The sequence below is a fragment of the Acetobacter sp. DsW_54 genome (genome assembly GCF_002153575.1).
GTDB classification, from domain to species: Bacteria; Pseudomonadota; Alphaproteobacteria; order Acetobacterales; family Acetobacteraceae; genus Acetobacter; species Acetobacter fabarum.
Window position 1 is genome coordinate 1 of record NZ_JOPD01000014.1, and the last position, 16405, is coordinate 16405.

10 protein-coding genes are annotated in these 16405 nt (G+C 53.1%); 8 read left to right on the forward strand and 2 right to left on the reverse strand.

What is annotated here, in order from left to right; genetic code table 11:
- Positions 1-216: 216 nt before the first annotated feature.
- On the forward strand, positions 217-972 hold the full coding sequence (locus HK20_RS07210) for an SDR family oxidoreductase (RefSeq protein WP_198943894.1): 756 nt from the start codon (positions 217-219) through the stop codon (positions 970-972).
- A gap of 42 nt (positions 973-1014) precedes the next feature.
- Here the strand turns inward: HK20_RS07210 and HK20_RS07215 are convergent, their stop codons facing one another.
- A complete protein-coding gene (locus tag HK20_RS07215; RefSeq protein ID WP_086646416.1) occupies positions 1015-2007 on the reverse strand; it encodes a helix-turn-helix transcriptional regulator in 993 nt (330 codons plus the stop codon).
- A gap of 156 nt (positions 2008-2163) precedes the next feature.
- Between HK20_RS07215 and HK20_RS07220 the strand changes: the two genes are divergently transcribed.
- The 7 genes from HK20_RS07220 to HK20_RS07255 all read left to right on the forward strand — a co-directional run bounded on the left by HK20_RS07220 (position 2164) and on the right by HK20_RS07255 (position 15607).
- Positions 2164-3897, forward strand: a complete 1734-nt coding sequence (locus HK20_RS07220; RefSeq protein WP_086646417.1) for an ABC transporter ATP-binding protein — start codon at positions 2164-2166, stop codon at positions 3895-3897.
- Positions 3894-5651, forward strand: a complete 1758-nt coding sequence (locus HK20_RS07225; protein ID WP_086646418.1) for an ABC transporter ATP-binding protein — start codon at positions 3894-3896, stop codon at positions 5649-5651. The genes HK20_RS07220 and HK20_RS07225 overlap by 4 nt, the downstream gene beginning before the upstream one ends.
- 188 nt (positions 5652-5839) lie before the next feature.
- On the forward strand, positions 5840-7795 hold the full coding sequence (locus tag HK20_RS07230; protein WP_158093040.1) for a TonB-dependent receptor: 1956 nt from the start codon (positions 5840-5842) through the stop codon (positions 7793-7795).
- Positions 7795-9036, forward strand: coding sequence for an MFS transporter (locus HK20_RS07235; protein WP_086646420.1), 1242 nt, complete (start codon positions 7795-7797; stop codon positions 9034-9036). The genes HK20_RS07230 and HK20_RS07235 overlap by 1 nt, the downstream gene beginning before the upstream one ends.
- Positions 9037-9571: 535 nt before the next feature.
- Positions 9572-11956, forward strand: a complete 2385-nt coding sequence (locus HK20_RS07240) for a TonB-dependent siderophore receptor (protein ID WP_233129120.1) — start codon at positions 9572-9574, stop codon at positions 11954-11956.
- Positions 11957-12322: 366 nt separating this feature from the next.
- A complete protein-coding gene (locus tag HK20_RS07250; RefSeq protein ID WP_086646422.1) occupies positions 12323-13105 on the forward strand; it encodes a helix-turn-helix transcriptional regulator in 783 nt (260 codons plus the stop codon).
- Between the two features lie 282 nt (positions 13106-13387).
- Complete coding sequence (locus HK20_RS07255) at positions 13388-15607, forward strand: TonB-dependent siderophore receptor (RefSeq protein WP_086646423.1); 2220 nt, start codon at positions 13388-13390, stop codon at positions 15605-15607.
- 30 nt (positions 15608-15637) lie between these two features.
- Here HK20_RS07255 and HK20_RS07260 read toward each other — a convergent pair whose 3' ends face one another.
- Positions 15638-16351, reverse strand: a complete 714-nt coding sequence (locus HK20_RS07260) for a phosphatase PAP2 family protein (RefSeq protein ID WP_233129121.1) — start codon at positions 16349-16351, stop codon at positions 15638-15640.
- Positions 16352-16405: the final 54 nt, after the last annotated feature.

Here is a 16405-nt window from a genome sequence, read left to right on the forward strand (position 1 = left end):
ATATCGCTGCCTGATTACTGAACAAAACCCTCTCCGGTAAAACCGGGGCAGTTCAGTAGACAGTACCAGAGTGGCCGCACGTTAGCCCTAACAGAGTAGCAACGCGTATTGCGGTGATAACCCAACCTGAAAGAACAGGATATGACGCAGAATTTTTCTGAAACAGACAAAATGCCCGCTAATAACAACACATGTTCCGTTCGTAAAAGAGCCTTGGTGACTGGGGCCTCAAGTGGTCTGGGGGTCGATTTTGCCGATTTGTTGGCAGCACAGGGATACGACCTTGTTCTTGTTGCAAGGCGGCAGGAACCCATGGAAGCGCTGGCAGAGCAGCTCCGGTTCAAACATGGCGTGGATATTGCGGTGGAGCCTGCGGATTTAGCAGTTCCGGGTGCTGCTGCGGCTCTCAAGGAGCGTCTGGATGCACGGTTGTTTCAGATCGACGTTTTGGTGAACAACGCCGGTTATGGATTGCATGGTGATTTTTTGGATACACCAATCGCGCGTACGGTTGATATGATTCAGCTTAACGTGAGCGCACTCACGGAACTGAGTTATGTGTTCGGGCAGGATATGGCTGTTCGGGGCCATGGGCATATTCTGCTTGTGGCAAGCCTGTTGGCGTTCCAGCCGGTGCCGACCTATGCGGCATATGCCGCAACAAAAGCCTATGTGCTTTCTTTGGGGGAGGCCCTTCATGATGAACTCCGCTCTTGCGGTATTACGGTAACTACGCTTTGCCCTGGCCATACCGAAACAGGTTTTGATGCCGCAGCAGGGGCAACGGCCTCAGCCGCCTTGCGTATGCTCACCATGCAGCCCCGTCCGGTTGTTCAGAGCGGGCTGCATGCGCTCTGGAAGGGCAAGGCAAGCGTGACCTCCGGGGTTATGAATAAGGTTGTCGCCTTTTCTAACCGTTTGATGCCCAGATTTATGCAAAGAGCTGCAATGCGCAGAGTTCTGGGGCCGTAGCATACGATACGGGCGGGGAGTGGGCTTGCTTTTTATGCCGCGTTAAAAATGCATGGGCACCTGAGATGGGCTGATGCCAAACTCTCTTTTAAAGAGTTTGGCAAAGTGCGAGCTGTTAGAATACCCAACCTGCAAAGCGACCTCCGTTACGCTCACAGGCTGGTGCGCAAGGAGGGATTTGGCTTTATCCATACGCAGTTTTTGTAAAAAACCATATGGACCTTTCTGATAGTATTTTTGGAATCCGTCTTTCAGGCGTTTTTCGGAAAGGCCTACCCGTTCCGCCAGCATTTTAATTGTCCATGGTTCGGCCATGTGGGTGGTTAATACTGTGGCGGCCTCACGGATACAGGCCTCGTAACGCCCAGCCTGCCGCCATAATGCTGCGTCCTTGTTGCCGTCAAAAGCTTCCAGCACTTCATCCAGCAGGCAGAGTGAAAAACCTTCCAGCATAAGGGAGCGCCTGCCATCTGCTGCCGCAGCCCGGAGGGTTCGTGCGGTTGCACCCAGCGTGAATGTGCGCGACAGGCGTGCCATCCAGCCTGCGGCTTTGCCTATGACCTGCACAGGCTTGTAGTGGTTTTCTGCCTTGGCCAGAAAACCGGGCATGAGCTGCTCCAGCAGGTCAAAACTGACCCTGAGTTCCAGTCCGCTGAATTTCTGCCCCGCAGTGAGCCCAAAAGTTGTTTCTCCGTCCGCCAGATTGCAGGCAACAATGACATCACCAGTCTGGTAGCTCAAACGGGGGGAGGGGGCTTTATCGGCGCAATGCCGGAAGGTGCCGTAGGCCAGACCCTCAGTAATAAGCACAATAACAAGCTGGGGGGAGGCGGAAAAAGTGCCCATAAAATCCCTGCGTGCATAAAGGTCGAACACGCCTAGTTCCAGCCCCTCCCGAAGAGTGAAAGTTCGCATTCGGCCTTGCAAGGCCGTCTCCCGGCCCAGCCTGTCCACCTCCTTGTAATAGGACGGAGAAAACGCATGAGCCTGCTTCATTTGAGAGCGTGAAACACGCGACAAAATCTCTACGGACATGATCGCTATGGCCTTGGGAGTGAAAATAATAAGAATGATTATCAATTACATGACCGGATCGCAATAGTCTGGTTCGATCGCGGTGGCGAGGGGCATCAACTCCGATCATGACAGGAGGCATCTTTTCACCCGTCGGAACAGATCAAAGTCCAGCACATGTCCTGTTGTTCACCTGAGTGTTTGAGTATTTCGGATTATATTCACCGGTATAAGCCACGGTTTTATGTGGTCATTGTTTTTTCTGTTCTGACAGCACTTAGCGGGCTTATCCCGCTTGTTATTCTCAGCCAGCTTTTTCGCTCTCTCCCTACGCAGCAGGCTGTGCGGATAGCCCTGTTTCTGCTCCCCGCTGTTTTTCTGCCGTTTCTTTGTCAGGGGGCTACATCTGTGTTCTGTCACAGGTTGGCATTTGATGTTGTCAGGGATTTGCGGAAGGCTATTTTAAGTCTTACGCAAAAACTTCCTGCTGATTATGCAGCCAGTCACCGGGCAATGTTAAAAAAACTGGCCCTTGATGACAGTGCCGAATTTGAGACGGCTATTGCGCACACTTTCCCTGATGCAATTGTCAGCCTTGTCACTGTACTGGTAAGCCTGCTTTTTCTGCTGGTTATTTCTCCGGTTATGGCTGTGGCCAGTGTTGGATTGCTGCCCGTGGCCGTATGGGCATGGCGACAGATTGGGCGTGTTGCTTCCGGTAATGGCCGTGCGTGGCATCAGGCTGATGTTAAAATCAACCAGAACATCATGGCCTGCCTGGAAGGGCTGACGACACTCAAGGTTTTTAACAGACCACCAAGCTCTCTGCCTCCTTTAAAAGACGCATTGCAGGATGTGGCGCATCTGGCGTGCGATATGACCCGGCGCTCCAGATGGAGCTATGTCATGGTGTTTCTATGCGTTGGCACAAACCTGCTTCTGGTGCTGCCATGCGCGATCATCCTGCACATTGCGCATGATCTTGCTTTGCCTGATTGCCTGTTTTCCATTCTGCTTGGAATGGGGCTGATGACGCCACTTCAGCGGCTCATGTTTGTTTCAGGCACGCTTCCACGCCTGCGTGCGACAATTGGGCGCTTGAACGTGCTTCAGGCAGAAAATACAGCACAGCCCGTTGCACTGCACCTACCCGTGACAGTTCAAACCGATAAACATGACTACGATGTTGTGTTTGAAAATATCAGCCTTGAACGTTCCGGGAATGAGAACGTGCTGACGTCTGTCTCACTAACATGCCCTGCAGGGCAGGTAACGGGTCTTGTTGGCCCCAGTGGAGCGGGAAAAAGCACGCTTTTACAGCTTGCCGCAGGCAATATTAAGCCAACATCCGGCCGTGTTTTGATCGGCGGTCATGATCTTGAAGCACTTTCACCGCAAGAGATTGGGCAGCTTATTTGCCCGGTATTCCAGCATCCTGTTCTTTTAGGTCATTCCCTTGCGGATAATCTGCTTCTGTACCGCCCCGATCTTGCCGAAAATGAAATTGTTGATGCTCTGGCTGAATGTGATCTTGCCGGGTGTGTCAAACGCTTTGGGCTGCACGGCCCGATTGGACGGAACGGAGCCCGCCTTTCGGGGGGTGAGCGCCAAAGGCTGGCTATTGCGCGCGCACTTGTCAGTCAAGAACCTGTTATTCTTCTTGACGAACCAACGGCTTTTGTTGACCCGGAGCGCGAGTTCCATATTCAAACGGCTCTGGCGCGTGCGCTGGAGGGCCGCACTATTCTTATTGTTGCGCACAGGCTTGCCACTGTGCGCGAGGCCGCGCAGGTCGCGGTTATGGAGCATGGGCACCTGACTGCCTTGGGGCAGCATGAAGACCTTATGGAAAAATCTGCACTTTATGGAACCTATGCCTGTCACCAGTTTGGCGATGGAGCCATGCCATGAGGGGGTATTACAAAGCTCTGCTGCACACCCTTGTGGCAGACCCGGCGTTGCGTACTGGGTTTGTGTATGGGGTGGCGTCCTCTCTGGCGGAAGCGGCAGGCTACATCCTGTTGCTGCTCAGTGTGCAATGGATGGCAGACGGGCGTGGCAGTATGACATTCGCCCTGCTTATCCTGCTCGGTCTGGCTGTGGCGTTTGGCTTGCAGGCGCTATTTCGCGCCCAGGGGTTGGTGCAGGACTTTACCGGAACGTATCGTGCCATGTCACAGATCAGGCTGCGCCTGCTTGATCATCTGATGGCGCTCCCGGCCCAGCGGCAGTTGCCAGATGAGCGCGCCAGACTGCTGGACCTCATGACAAGCCGTTTTGCTGCCGTGCAGGATATTTTTACCCATCTGTGGGGCATTGTTATTCCCGGTATGGCTTTACCCGTTCTGCTCCTTGCCCTGATCGGGGTCCTCTCATTTTCTGCTGCGGCTGTGCTGGCACTCAGCCTGCCGGCGGTTGTTGGCATGATGCTGCTGGCATTCCGCCTGCTGGATAAAGCCGATGCAGGCCTGGCCTTTGCGCAGGAAGCTTATGCCCAGGCGACACTGACGCTTTTGGAAGGTGCCGGTGAGATCCGTTTTTTTGACCCGCAGGGGCAGATTTTCTCTCGTGCACAAGCGGCAACGGATAACCTGAAAACAGCCCAGATGGCGCTTGAAGTGGCGCCTGCGCCTGCCATTATGGGGTATGCCCTTGCTGCGCAGACCGGAATGGCCCTTGCCATTGGCGTGCTGGTCATGGGTTTTCAACAAAAGAGTCTTTCCGCAGGTGCGGTGTTTGCAGCCATTATACTGACCTACCGCTTTACCCGCTGCGTTGTTGAATTGGCAGGCCAGATTGCAGGGCTACGTTTTGCGAGGAATACTCTCCGCCGCATGAGCCTGATTATGGGGCAACCCGGCATGGCCCAGACTCAAAAAGTCGCGGAGCCGGAGGGGTATTGCCTGCATTTTTCAAACGCCTCGGCTCTTTTTGATGCAGATAATCCCGCAGCTGGTGGCCTTGCCCCGATTGAAGGAACAATCCGCCAAGGCACAAAAATTGCACTTGTTGGTATTTCGGGTTCTGGCAAAACCACGCTCGCACATCTGGCTCTTCGCCTGCAGGACGTTGGTGCAGGAACCATTACAATAGGTGGTGCGGACCTGCGGGGCATGGACCGCAATATGCTTGCCCGGAGCATTACGCTGGTGCCACAGGACGTGCACCTTTTTGAAGGAACCATAGCCGATAATATCCGCCTTGGTTGCCCCGCGGCCTCAGAGGCCGCTGTGCTGGCGGCTATTAAACAAGCACATGCCCATGAGTTCATCCAGCGTCTGCCGCATGGCCTGAACACAGAAATCAGGGCTGTGGCAACAGCACTTTCTGGCGGAGAGAAGCAGCGTCTCGCCATAGCACGTGCACTACTTATGAACGCACCTTTGCTGGTGATGGACGAAGCAACCTCGCAGCTCGACACAATGAGGGAAACTGCCATCCGCAACACCCTGCAACACATAGGGGGGGATCGCACATTGCTCACAATTGCGCACCGCCTGTGGATTGCACAGGACGCCGACGAAATCTGGGTGATGGAGAACGGCCACATCGTAGAGCGTGGCACGCACAAAACCCTCATGTCTTTCAACAGCACCTATGCCCGGCTCTGGCACGCACAACAGTGCCCCCGGTCATGGGTTGCCCCTAATGCCCCACTGAACTGACCCTTACTCTCTTTGGAAAACAGGATATGTCTTACTCGATCAGTCACACATCAGCGCGGTGGCATCAGAAGCTTTATAAAGGCCTTATGGCTGGCGGGGTTCTTGTGAGCTGTTCTGCGCATGCAGAAACAATAGTGGCCAAAAACAACACTAGTGCCCCAAAAGCAGCAAAGGAACATCTGGAAGTCGTGGGTGTCCGCCAGCCTAGGCGGTTGGACCAGACGGGCACAAGCGGGCAGTTTGTAACGGGTACACAACTCCGCCAGAAACAGGTGAGGGACACGAATGATCTGGCCCGCGTGTTACCGGGTGTGCAGATTCAAAGCTCGGGGAGCTTTCTTTTCCCCGCCATTACAGTGCGGGGTATTACCTCGGCGCAGGACCTCTACCATCCAGCCACAACGTTTTATGTGGATGATGTTCCCGTGCTTCCCATTAACGCCATGCAGTCTCTTATTGGTATTGAGAGCGTGCAACTGCTGCGCGGACCACAGGCGGCCCTGTATGGCCAGAGTGCTGAAGGCGGTGTGATTGATATTGCAACACGCCAGCCCGGCCCGCGTGCCCATGCCTCGTTCGAGGCCGGGGCGGAAAGCCGTTATGGTTACCATGTAACCGGTACGGCAGATGGCAGCCTGATAAAAGACTGGTTATACGGCTCCATTGCCCTGACTTCTCAGGAGCAGCAGGGCAATGTGAGCAATCCGTCCACGGGTTCCAGGCGCCTTGGTGGTTTTGAAAGCCGTGGAGGGCGCGCCACGTTGCGGCTTGCACCAACCGACCAGCCCTGGGAGCTTGCCTTTGCTGTTGATGGCTCCTGTAGTTATGGGAGCCAGGATGTTTATGTGGGCTTCAACCATTTGCGGGATCGTAAAGTGGCAAGCGTTGTGCCGGGCACTCCCGACCCGCGCCTGAGCCGGTGTGGGCATGATGAATCCCTGCACGGCACCTATCATTTTGATGGGTGGAAACTCAGCGCCATAGCCTCATGGCAAGACAGTGATATTGTGCGTTCGTTCCCTTACTATTCGTATATTTCCACCCAGCCGGAGCAGTGGAGTGCCAATACGCAGGAACTGCGTTTGAGCACTGAAGGTAAACATCGTTTTTTTGATGTTGTAACAGGGTTTTATCATCAGACAACATATCAGGACCGTACAAGCCAGACAGCGGCTTATGTTCCAAGTTACATGCCCTACCCACTAACCGCATCGCATAACCGTGCGGAAACAGTGGCTCTTTATGGCAATGTTTACTGGCATATTCTGAAAAATCTGGATCTGGGGCTAGGTGGTCGTCTCTCGCGCGATATGTCCAGCATAGCGTTCAATTCGACCTATGGCGGGCAAACGCTTTATGCGGGCAATAAAAGCCGAGATCAGAACATGAGTCTTGGTAATGTTTCGCTTGATTATGAAGCTTTGCCGGGCTGGCATCTTCATGGTCGGGTCAGTCAGGGCTACAAGCCTGCGGGGTTTAATTACGCCCCAACCAGCATTGCAGATGCAACATCCTACAATCCGGAATGGGAGCTGAGTTACGAGATAGGGACGGTGTACCGTCATAAACAATTCTTTGTAAGGGCCGGGTATTTTTATAATCACCTGCAGAATGAGCAGGTCTATGTTGGTCCGGCAGGCTACCAGACAATTGCCAGTGCGGCACGCGCACATGCAAGCGGTGTGGAAGGGGAGGTGCATTGGGAGTTTAAACCCGGTTGGATTATTGGGGCAGATGGCAACAGAACACTCTCAAAGTTCGATAGTTTTAATGATGGCGCAGGCAATAACTATGCCGGCCTGCGTATGCCTTACGTTCCGGAGTTTATGGCTGCGGGGCATCTTTCAACCCGGTTTCAAACAGGTTTTGGGCGTATTGAACCCGGGTTGGACCTGCGTGTAACCGGTCCGCAGTATTTTGATATTGCCAACCAGCTAAAACAACCCACCTACACACAGCTAGACCTGAGAACGACTTGGTCTTTTGGGAACCGTTACGAGGTCATGGTTTACGCCAATAACGTAACCGACAAACTGTATCGCACCTATGCCTTTACAGGGCCTGCGGGGAATGTGGCGCAGATCAGTTTTGGCAGAACTGTCGGCTTTAACCTTAAGGTCGCCATTGGAGACAACTCCAAATAATGAGAGCCGCCGATACCAAAAATGGTTTAGCCCCTTTGTTCAATATTGGGGCTCTTCCCGCCATCTGGGGCATTTACATAGCGCAAGGTGTATTGGGCGGGCTTACGTTTGTCGGTTTGCCAACCATTCTGCGCAACCAGCATGTTTCGTTAGAGAAAATAGGTCTGCTCTCATTGGTTATGCTGATCTGGGCTATAAAATTCCTGTGGGCGCAGCCTGTTGAAAGGCTGCGCATCGCCCCAACGGGCCGCAGGTACTCGCGCAAGATCATCCTGATGGGGGACTGTGTTACGGCTGGGTTATTATGTGTGATTGCATTTTGGCCCCCTTGGTTATTTTCCGGTCTGTTAGCGCTTCTTTTGTGTGCGGCCGTTTCCGCAACAATCGTGGATATTGCCTGCGATGCATTCCTTATTGAACAGATCCCGGAAAACGAGAGGAGAAAAGGCAATATGGCGCAGGTGGGCGGTGCCTATATTGGCCTGGTATTGGGAGGAAGTGTTTTTGTAAGCCTATATGGTGCCTTGGGGTGGCAGATTGGCTGCTTTGTTATGGCTTTTACTGTTTTAAGCCTTACAGCTCCAATGTTCTTTTATAACCATGAAAACAGAGAGGTTTTTCTGGTCAGACCTCAAGAGTTACGCCCCGGCCTTTTGAATGCGCTCAGAAGGGGAGAAATATGGTGTGGCATTGTTCTGACCATGACGTATGAAATGAGTGGTCGGTTAGTGCAGGGTTTGACTGGTCCTTTTTTGATTGATCAGGGTATTCCGCTTAATACTGTTGGAGTTTTTAATGGTATGGGTGGTGTTGTTGCAGGTCTATGCGGCACAGTTATTGGCGGTATTGTGGTGCGCAAAACCGGTGCAAAAAATGGCATGTATCTTATTGCCATCTGTCAGGCCGCTTTGCTTGCTGTGATTTTTTCCTCGATTAAGCTTCAGTTCCTGCACATATCTATTCTGTTCGCCCTCTTTGTGTGTGAGGCAGCCCTTATGGCGGCCAGTTTTGTTGCCAGTTATTCTCGACTAATGGCGTTTACGGCTCCTCATCAACCCGGAATAGATTTTACATTATTTCAAAGTGCAAGCGCCATTGCGGCAGCCTCCCTTGGAGCGACTGGCGCCTTTGTGGCTGGCAGGGCAGGATACGATACAGTTTTTCTAATTTCGGTTGTGTTATCTCTAGTGGCGCTGTGTCTCATTCCTTTTATAAATTCCTTTCAGAAGAAATATTTCTAACAGTATTTATAACATAATTTTGGAAATGGTATTTAATGGTTTTTAATCTATATTTTAAATCAGGATTATTTGTTCAAATAATAAGATATTTATTTTCCAAGCAGGCATAAGCATTTTGGGCCATTGTATTGGGAATGATAAGGATCATGGAGGATACGCCTAATTGCGATATATTCTCATTTGTGCGGAGCGCGTTTATCCGTAGTGTTCTGGTGCTCCTGAAAGCATGGATATGAACAGTTTCCAGATAAAATAAATGTATACAGCTTTATATGGACCATGCCTGTTAGGGGCATAGTCTCACTAAAGGCCATTGCAGAACACCTACAGAATTCCGCTCAGAATACGGGGATTATCTGGCCGGGCAATACCTTTTTGTCTGCGGGAATACGGCCGGGTTCCCTCTATCTGGTATCTCAATCACAAGAAATATGAATAAATTGTAATATATTGTCACTTTGGGTGAGGGCGGGAGTCTGCTAGACGCGCTGCTTATGAGAATGACTCGCATTAACCTCTTTGGTAGGACCTTGATGTGACACTCCGTCCCGTATCATCTTTCCGCGTAACCGCTCTTTTGGCCTCGACATTCCTCTCTCTGGGGGGAGCATTGTCTGCACAGGCAGCAGACGCGGCGTATAATAAGAATAACAAGACAACTTCAGACGAAGTGTTGGAAAAAAAAGCGGACGCCCCTAAAACCCCAGCGGTAAAGGCGAATAAAAACCAGAAGACCATCGTCAATGTCGCTTCCAAGGCGGACGAGAGTATTCTGGTTAAGGCCCACAGGTGGGACCGCGGCAGTTACACGGCATCGGAAACAAGCGCATCAACCGGTTTACCGCTAAGCCTGCGAGAAACACCACAGACCGTTACCGTCATGACCCGGCAGGTCATGGATGATCAGCAGATCAATAGCCTTGATGATGTTCTGAATACGACCCCCGGTGTGACCTCTTACGCCAACGATAACGCCGGTCGCACAACCTACCGTGCACGTGGCTTTGATATTACCAACTACAAGATTGATGGCATGCAGATTGATGCCTCAACCAGTTTTGGTGGTGTGGGTTCGTCCATGAACATGGACCTGTACGACAACGTGCAGATTGTCCGTGGGGCCAATGGTCTGCTGGGCGGGACGGGGGATCCATCCGCAACAATTTATCTGCAACGCAAGGCACCGCAGCGCGAATTTTCCGCCAATGGCCTGTTAAGGCTGGGGAACTGGAACGAGCACCGTGTTATGGCGGACCTGAACGCGCCATTAAACCACTCAGGCACCATCCGTAGCCGGTATGTTTTTTCGTGGGATGATACGGATACTTTTCGTGTGCGTGAACACGTTAACCGTATTGGTGCGCTGGCAAACTTTACGGCGGACATATCCTCGCGCGATACCCTTAATTTTGGGTTCCAGTATGAACGAACCCAAAATGATGGCGCGTCCTGGGGGACAAACGTGCCAATCTGGTATGCTGATGGGACAAAAACAAACCTCTCCCGTAGCACAAACCCTGCGGCAGACTGGAGCCAGGCCACCCGCGACCAGTACACCGCTTTTATTAACTATGATCATGATTTCTCGGCCGGTTGGCACCTGAAGGCTGGGTACATGCGTACGCAGGGGAGTTCCTATAACAACCTTGGCGTTGCAAAAATTAACAATGCAACACGGAAAACCTATGGTGGTTTCTGGAATCAGGACGGCACAGGCGCTTATCTGAATGCTCTTCATGCCGAGTATGAAGATGCACGCGACAATGCTGATGTGCATGTCTCTGGCCCGGTGCATTTTCTGGGGCATGAGCACCAGCTTGTGTTCGGCTTTAATGGTTATAATGACGAGCTGACGCAATATACATTCAGCAATGCCTTGGGGAACTGCTCCATTGCCGGGGTTACACCGTATTCAGGGTGCCAGTACCGCGCGACCGGGTTGCCCATTGCAAACTGGCAGACATGGGATGGCTCTTACCCCAACTTTGTAACGCATCGCACCCACGCGCGTGAGGTTGATGTTACGCGCAATTATGGTGCCTATACATCCGGGCGTTTTGTTCTGGCCAAGGGGCTGTCGCTTATTCTGGGTGGGCGTATCAGCAGTTATCAGGCTTATACGGGCACTTATAACAAGGCAAACCAGTATTCCGGCTCTTCCAGCACAGGGCAGCAGAATGCAGTGCTAACGCCTTATGCCGGTATGGTTTATGATTTTACCAAAACCATGTCGATTTATGGAAGCTACACAAACGTTTATACGCCTCAGTCAAATCTGCGGGATTCTGATAACAAACCTCTCAACCCGGTTATGGGCAAGAGCTATGAAACGGGTTTGAAAGGGGCATTCTTCAAACAGCGCCTGAATACATCTCTGGCTTTTTATCTTAACCGGCAGAGCAACGTAGCACAGGCAACAGGTGCCACAAACGTTACCACGGGTGAGGCCATTTACGATTCAGTCAATGGCGTGAAAACGGAAGGGATCGACTTTGATGCCTCCGGCGAGCTGCTGCCCGGCTGGAATGTCTTTTTTGGGTATAGCTATCTTTACGAAAAAGGCCTGAGCTATCGTCAGGACCCGCATCACCTTGTACGTCTGACAACGAGCTACACATTCCCCGGAAAACTGCATCATCTTACCATTGGTGGGGGTGTATCCAGCCAGTCCAGCACGGAATGGACAACCAACCCGGGGCGTCCTCTTGGGGGTGGCAAGTATGATGCATCCAACCTTCGGGTTAAAGGGTATACGCTTATCAATATCATGGCCCGCTACCGTGTTGCGAATTGGCTGGATATTGCAGGCAACATTACAAATCTTACCGATCGCACCTATGTCCGGCAGGCAGGGTTTTACGATGGCATGATTTATGGTGAACCCCGTACGTTCAGCTTTACTCTACGCGGTCATTACTAAGCCTGAATGCAGCTATTGACCCAGCCAGCGTGCGATGCAAGCTGGCTGGGTATTCTCAGTTTTGAACCTGCAATGCCCGCATGCGTGGCAGCACCAGAGTTTGGGAACGAGGGGTGCCAGACCTTGTGAGCACTCAAAATAATGGACAAATGTTTTTTGTGCCATGCAAGCCGGACGAGAAAGCCCATAATACCGGATGAAGTCTGTGCCGTCGGCTTTGGAGCGGGGGAAGGCGTATTGCCACGCGTTGTGGCCTAACAGAACAGACTTGATATTTTGGCCAAAAATCTGAAATAATGCGGCCTGATCAAGCCTGAAGGCAGTCCATTGGGTGGTTTTGTAAAAAATGGACTGGATTATAGCGTCATGAAACGAACTGCCGATTTCCCGCGGCATCCGCCTCCCGTGGTCGGGTTTTCCGATTGTTATACAGGTGGGTTTGTGGATGCGTTCCATGCCCATGAACGGGGGCAGCTCTCGGTTTTTCTGGCCGGGAGCGTAACCGTTAATACACGTAATGAGAGCTTTGTGCTTGGGCCAGGGCAGGCAATCTGGCTACCGGCCAATGTTGTGCATCAGGCAACATGCCGGACCGATCTGGCTTTTCAGGTTGTATATGTCGCGCCCAGCCTGATCGGGGCGGATACGTTGCCATGCAAGATGTTCGATGCCTCCTCGCTCGTGCGCGGGCTGGTGGACGAAATTGTTGCCATGACATTTAATTTTGACATGGATGAACGCATGTCCGCCATTGCCCGGCTGTTAGTGGATGAAGTTGCCCGCGCGCCGCGTATTGCAGACAGGTTTCTTTTTCCATCAGACCCACGTCTGCGCCGTGTTTGCGAGGCCATTACCGCCCAGCCGGGGGATTGCCGCGATATTGATTACTGGGCGCGGGAAGCCGGCATGGCACGGCGCACATTTACCCGGCTTTTCCAGCAGGAAATGGGTATGGGTTTTGCTGCATGGCGGCGCAGGGTCCGGGTGGTGGAGGCAGCCTCCCGGCTTGCTACAGGGCAATCCATTGCGGAGGTCGCGTTTGACCTTGGTTATGATAATGCCGGTAGCTTCAGCACCATGTTTCATCGCACGTTTGGCGTAGCTCCCAGCACATTGCGGGTTAATTCCCTGCCAACACCTCGCTCGTAAAAGCGAGCGCTCTACGCACTCCTGCGCCCATTGTGGCGCTGCGCTTTTTCCCTTCACACCACAATAAATCATATCCGTGCGTCATGCCGGGCCTGCTTGCCGGGTGTCGGGCAGGCGGGTTTTGGCGTTCAGGCGGAATAGTGTCGCGTTTGGGCCAATGGCATGGGGGGCTGCTTGCTGACTTTTATGAATATGGATAGGAGCGCAATTAAGTCTCATTATTAATAAGAATACCGACAGCTGCCCTCTGTAAGGAGAAGCCGGTAACGAAACGAGTTGGGTATGAAGCGCAGCAAACTTTTTTATACGGTTTTTATCTCGTTTGCTCTGAGTGACGCCGCGTTCGCAGCAGAGCAGGATGCGCAGACGGATAATCGCCCGCAGTCACAAACCGCCACACCTGCACACACCGCAGCCAAGCCGGCCAGAGCCCGCATTGCGCAGGATGAACTGGTGGAGGTCCGTGGCCACGGCCGGTCTTCCGTCATGGCGTCTTCTGCAACCAAAACAAACACACCGCTGGTTGAAACCGCACAATCCGTGACCGTGATCACGCGGGATGAAATGGACACACGCGGTGTTTTAACGCTCAATCAGGCGGTGCGTTATGCTGCGGGGATAACGGCTGATACCCGAGGCGGGGAGGGCACACGGTATGACCTGTTTGACCTGCGCGGCTTTACCGTCCCCACGTTTTTGGACGGGCTGAAACTGCAGGATAGCCCAATGGGTTTTGCCATTGCCCAGACCGATACATCGCGGCTGGAGCGGGTGGAACTGCTTAAAGGCCCGGCTTCTGCACTGTATGGCCAGTCCAGCCCCGGGGGGCTTACGGCATTGTCCAGCAAGCTGCCAACGGACCAGAAGTTTTACGGTAGTGTTAATACCACAGGGGGCATGTTCGACCTTTACCGTGTTGATGCCGATGTCGGCGGGTTTGCAACGGATGATGGTCTTGTGCGCTACCGGTTGTATGGCACGGTCAATGGGCAGCATACCCAGCTTGCCAGAACGGGGAGCAGGCGCTTTAGCATCAGCCCGGCCTTTACGTTTGGGGGGGATGGGCCAACAACCCTGACCCTGCTGGGGAATTACCAGTATGACCCCGAAAATGGATCCTATGGCGGCGCGCCACTTGTGGGGTCGCTCAAACGCGGCACATTTGGCTATCTCCCCCGCAATTTTTATGATGGGGACGCAGCTTTTGAAAAATACAACCGCAGGCAGGGTGGGATTACCTATATCCTGAACCATCGGTTTAATGAAGACTGGAGCTTTAGCACGCGCGGCCGTTACGATGATATTATGACAACGTATCGCAGTGTGCTCAATTCAGGCGATTACGATAGCGCTGACATGACAAGTGGCACCATGCTTGGCCGTTCCTCCTACGGAGCGCATGAGCACAACCGGAATCTGGCATTTGATAGCCAGTTCAAGGGGAATGTTCATACTGGCGCATTGCGGCATACGCTGATGGTTGGCTTGGATTATATGCAGCAGAAATCTCTGGATAATGAAAGTTCGGGCACTGCACCGGACATGGATGTGCTGCACCCTGATTATAATATGGCCATCCCCGACATGAGCCCCTCCGTAGGGTACCGGGTGGATTCACAGCAGATTGGTGTTTACGCGCAGGACGAAATCCGCTGGCGCCGTTTTATTCTAACCGGCAGTCTGCGGAATGACTGGTTCCATGCCCACCGGATTACCTATATTACGCCCGCGGATGACAGGCAGAGCTCCAGCCAGATTACGTGGCGTGCTTCTGGCCTTTATCACTTCGACTTCGGGCTTTCTCCCTATATCAGCTACTCCACCTCCTTTCAGCCGCAGGTAGGGAATGTTGCAACATCTGTTAGCGGGGTGACGCGTCAGGCGTCTCCCTCCATAGGCAAGCAGCTGGAGGGCGGGTTAAAATACCAGCTTCCCGGCAGTTCTCTTTTGCTAAGCGTTGCAGGGTTCCATATTGAGCAAAGCAATGTCCTTGTCGCCATTCCCCCAGCCATGGAGAGCTACACCCAGAGCGGGCTGGTACATTCGGATGGTTTTGAATTTGAAGCTCACGCAGAACCTTTTCGCAATCTGATGCTGACTGCAGCGGTCAGTGTTCAAAAAATCAAGGATGATTCAACTGGTAAGCCCTTAACCCAGTCTTCCAGAGGGAATGCCTCGCTGTTTGCATTCTACACCATGCCTTCGGGCCGGTTGAAAGGGTTCGGTTTTGGGGGCGGGATGCGCTACACGGCCAAAACATATGGCGGTGAACTGGAAAATGGGAGTGTATGGCTGCCACAATACGCCCTGTTTGATGCGGCCGTGTCGTATGACCTGTCCAATGCTTCCCCCTCTCTGCATGGGTGGAAGATCTCGGCCAATGTCCGCAACCTGTTTGACAAGAACTATATTGGCAACTGCTATGCCGATGGTGGTGTTGGTGGCTATTGCTTCTTTGGGGAGCGCCGTAACGCACAGGCCAGCATAGGGTATAGCTGGTAAAATCCAGCCTGTGGGGCCGGGCGTGTGAGGTTAGTATGCGTTTGTTGCGGCCTCATGCTCAATGGCGCAGGTTGCGGCATCGGGCGCGCCAGGGTGGGTTTGCAACTGCTCCAGTTCGTTACGGATTGCTGCGACCTGTTGTGTAAACCACGGTTGTGCCTGCAATGCGGCAAACATGGTGCTCCCGTTTATGTAGCCAGCCTGCACATCGCTTTTCCAGTGCACCCCGCAAACAATGCGGCTTTCCCCAAAAACCCGGCCACGCTGCATAATCTGGCTGGCGCGCTCAGGCAGGGCGCTGGCCAGAATGGAGGCCACCATCCACCCCCATGTTGTATGGCCGGAGGGATAGGCAAAGCTGCTGGTCAGTCTTGTTCGCGCATCGGGGGTGCAGATATCCTGCGTGGTGCCAACAAAGGGCCGTGTCCTGTGCCAGAAGTTTTTTTCTTCCGTAACGCGTTGTTCAAGTGGTTTGGCCAGTGCGTTCAATAGGGTTAGCAGGGCTGGCAGCCTGTCGGGGATAAGCGCAAACCCTGCGGCACAGGAAAAATCGCGTATGATGTGTTGCGGGCTCAGGTCGGCATCATCATGAGCCAGTTGCCAGCGCGGACTGCCCCGGAGTGCGCGTGTGGCTTCAAAAGCCTGCCTGTCTGCTTCCTGCGCCAGTGAGCCCGCAGTGGGTGGTGGGGGCAGCACGGCCCGTTCATCCGGCAGCGGGGCGGGTTGTGCCCACGTTATCTGCACCAAACCTCCGTGCAGGAGCGCACAGGCTGTTACAGTGCAAAGGGCAAAAGCACG

Coding starts and splice junctions, on each gene's coding strand:
- HK20_RS07215 (WP_086646416.1), bottom strand. CDS start 2,007: ATGTCCGTAGAGATTTTGTCGCGTGTTTCACGCTCTCAAATGAAGCAG.
- HK20_RS07220 (WP_086646417.1), top strand. CDS start 2,164: ATGTCCTGTTGTTCACCTGAGTGTTTGAGTATTTCGGATTATATTCAC.
- HK20_RS07225 (WP_086646418.1), top strand. CDS start 3,894: ATGAGGGGGTATTACAAAGCTCTGCTGCACACCCTTGTGGCAGACCCG.
- HK20_RS07235 (WP_086646420.1), top strand. CDS start 7,795: ATGAGAGCCGCCGATACCAAAAATGGTTTAGCCCCTTTGTTCAATATT.
- HK20_RS07250 (WP_086646422.1), top strand. CDS start 12,323: ATGAAACGAACTGCCGATTTCCCGCGGCATCCGCCTCCCGTGGTCGGG.
- HK20_RS07255 (WP_086646423.1), top strand. CDS start 13,388: ATGAAGCGCAGCAAACTTTTTTATACGGTTTTTATCTCGTTTGCTCTG.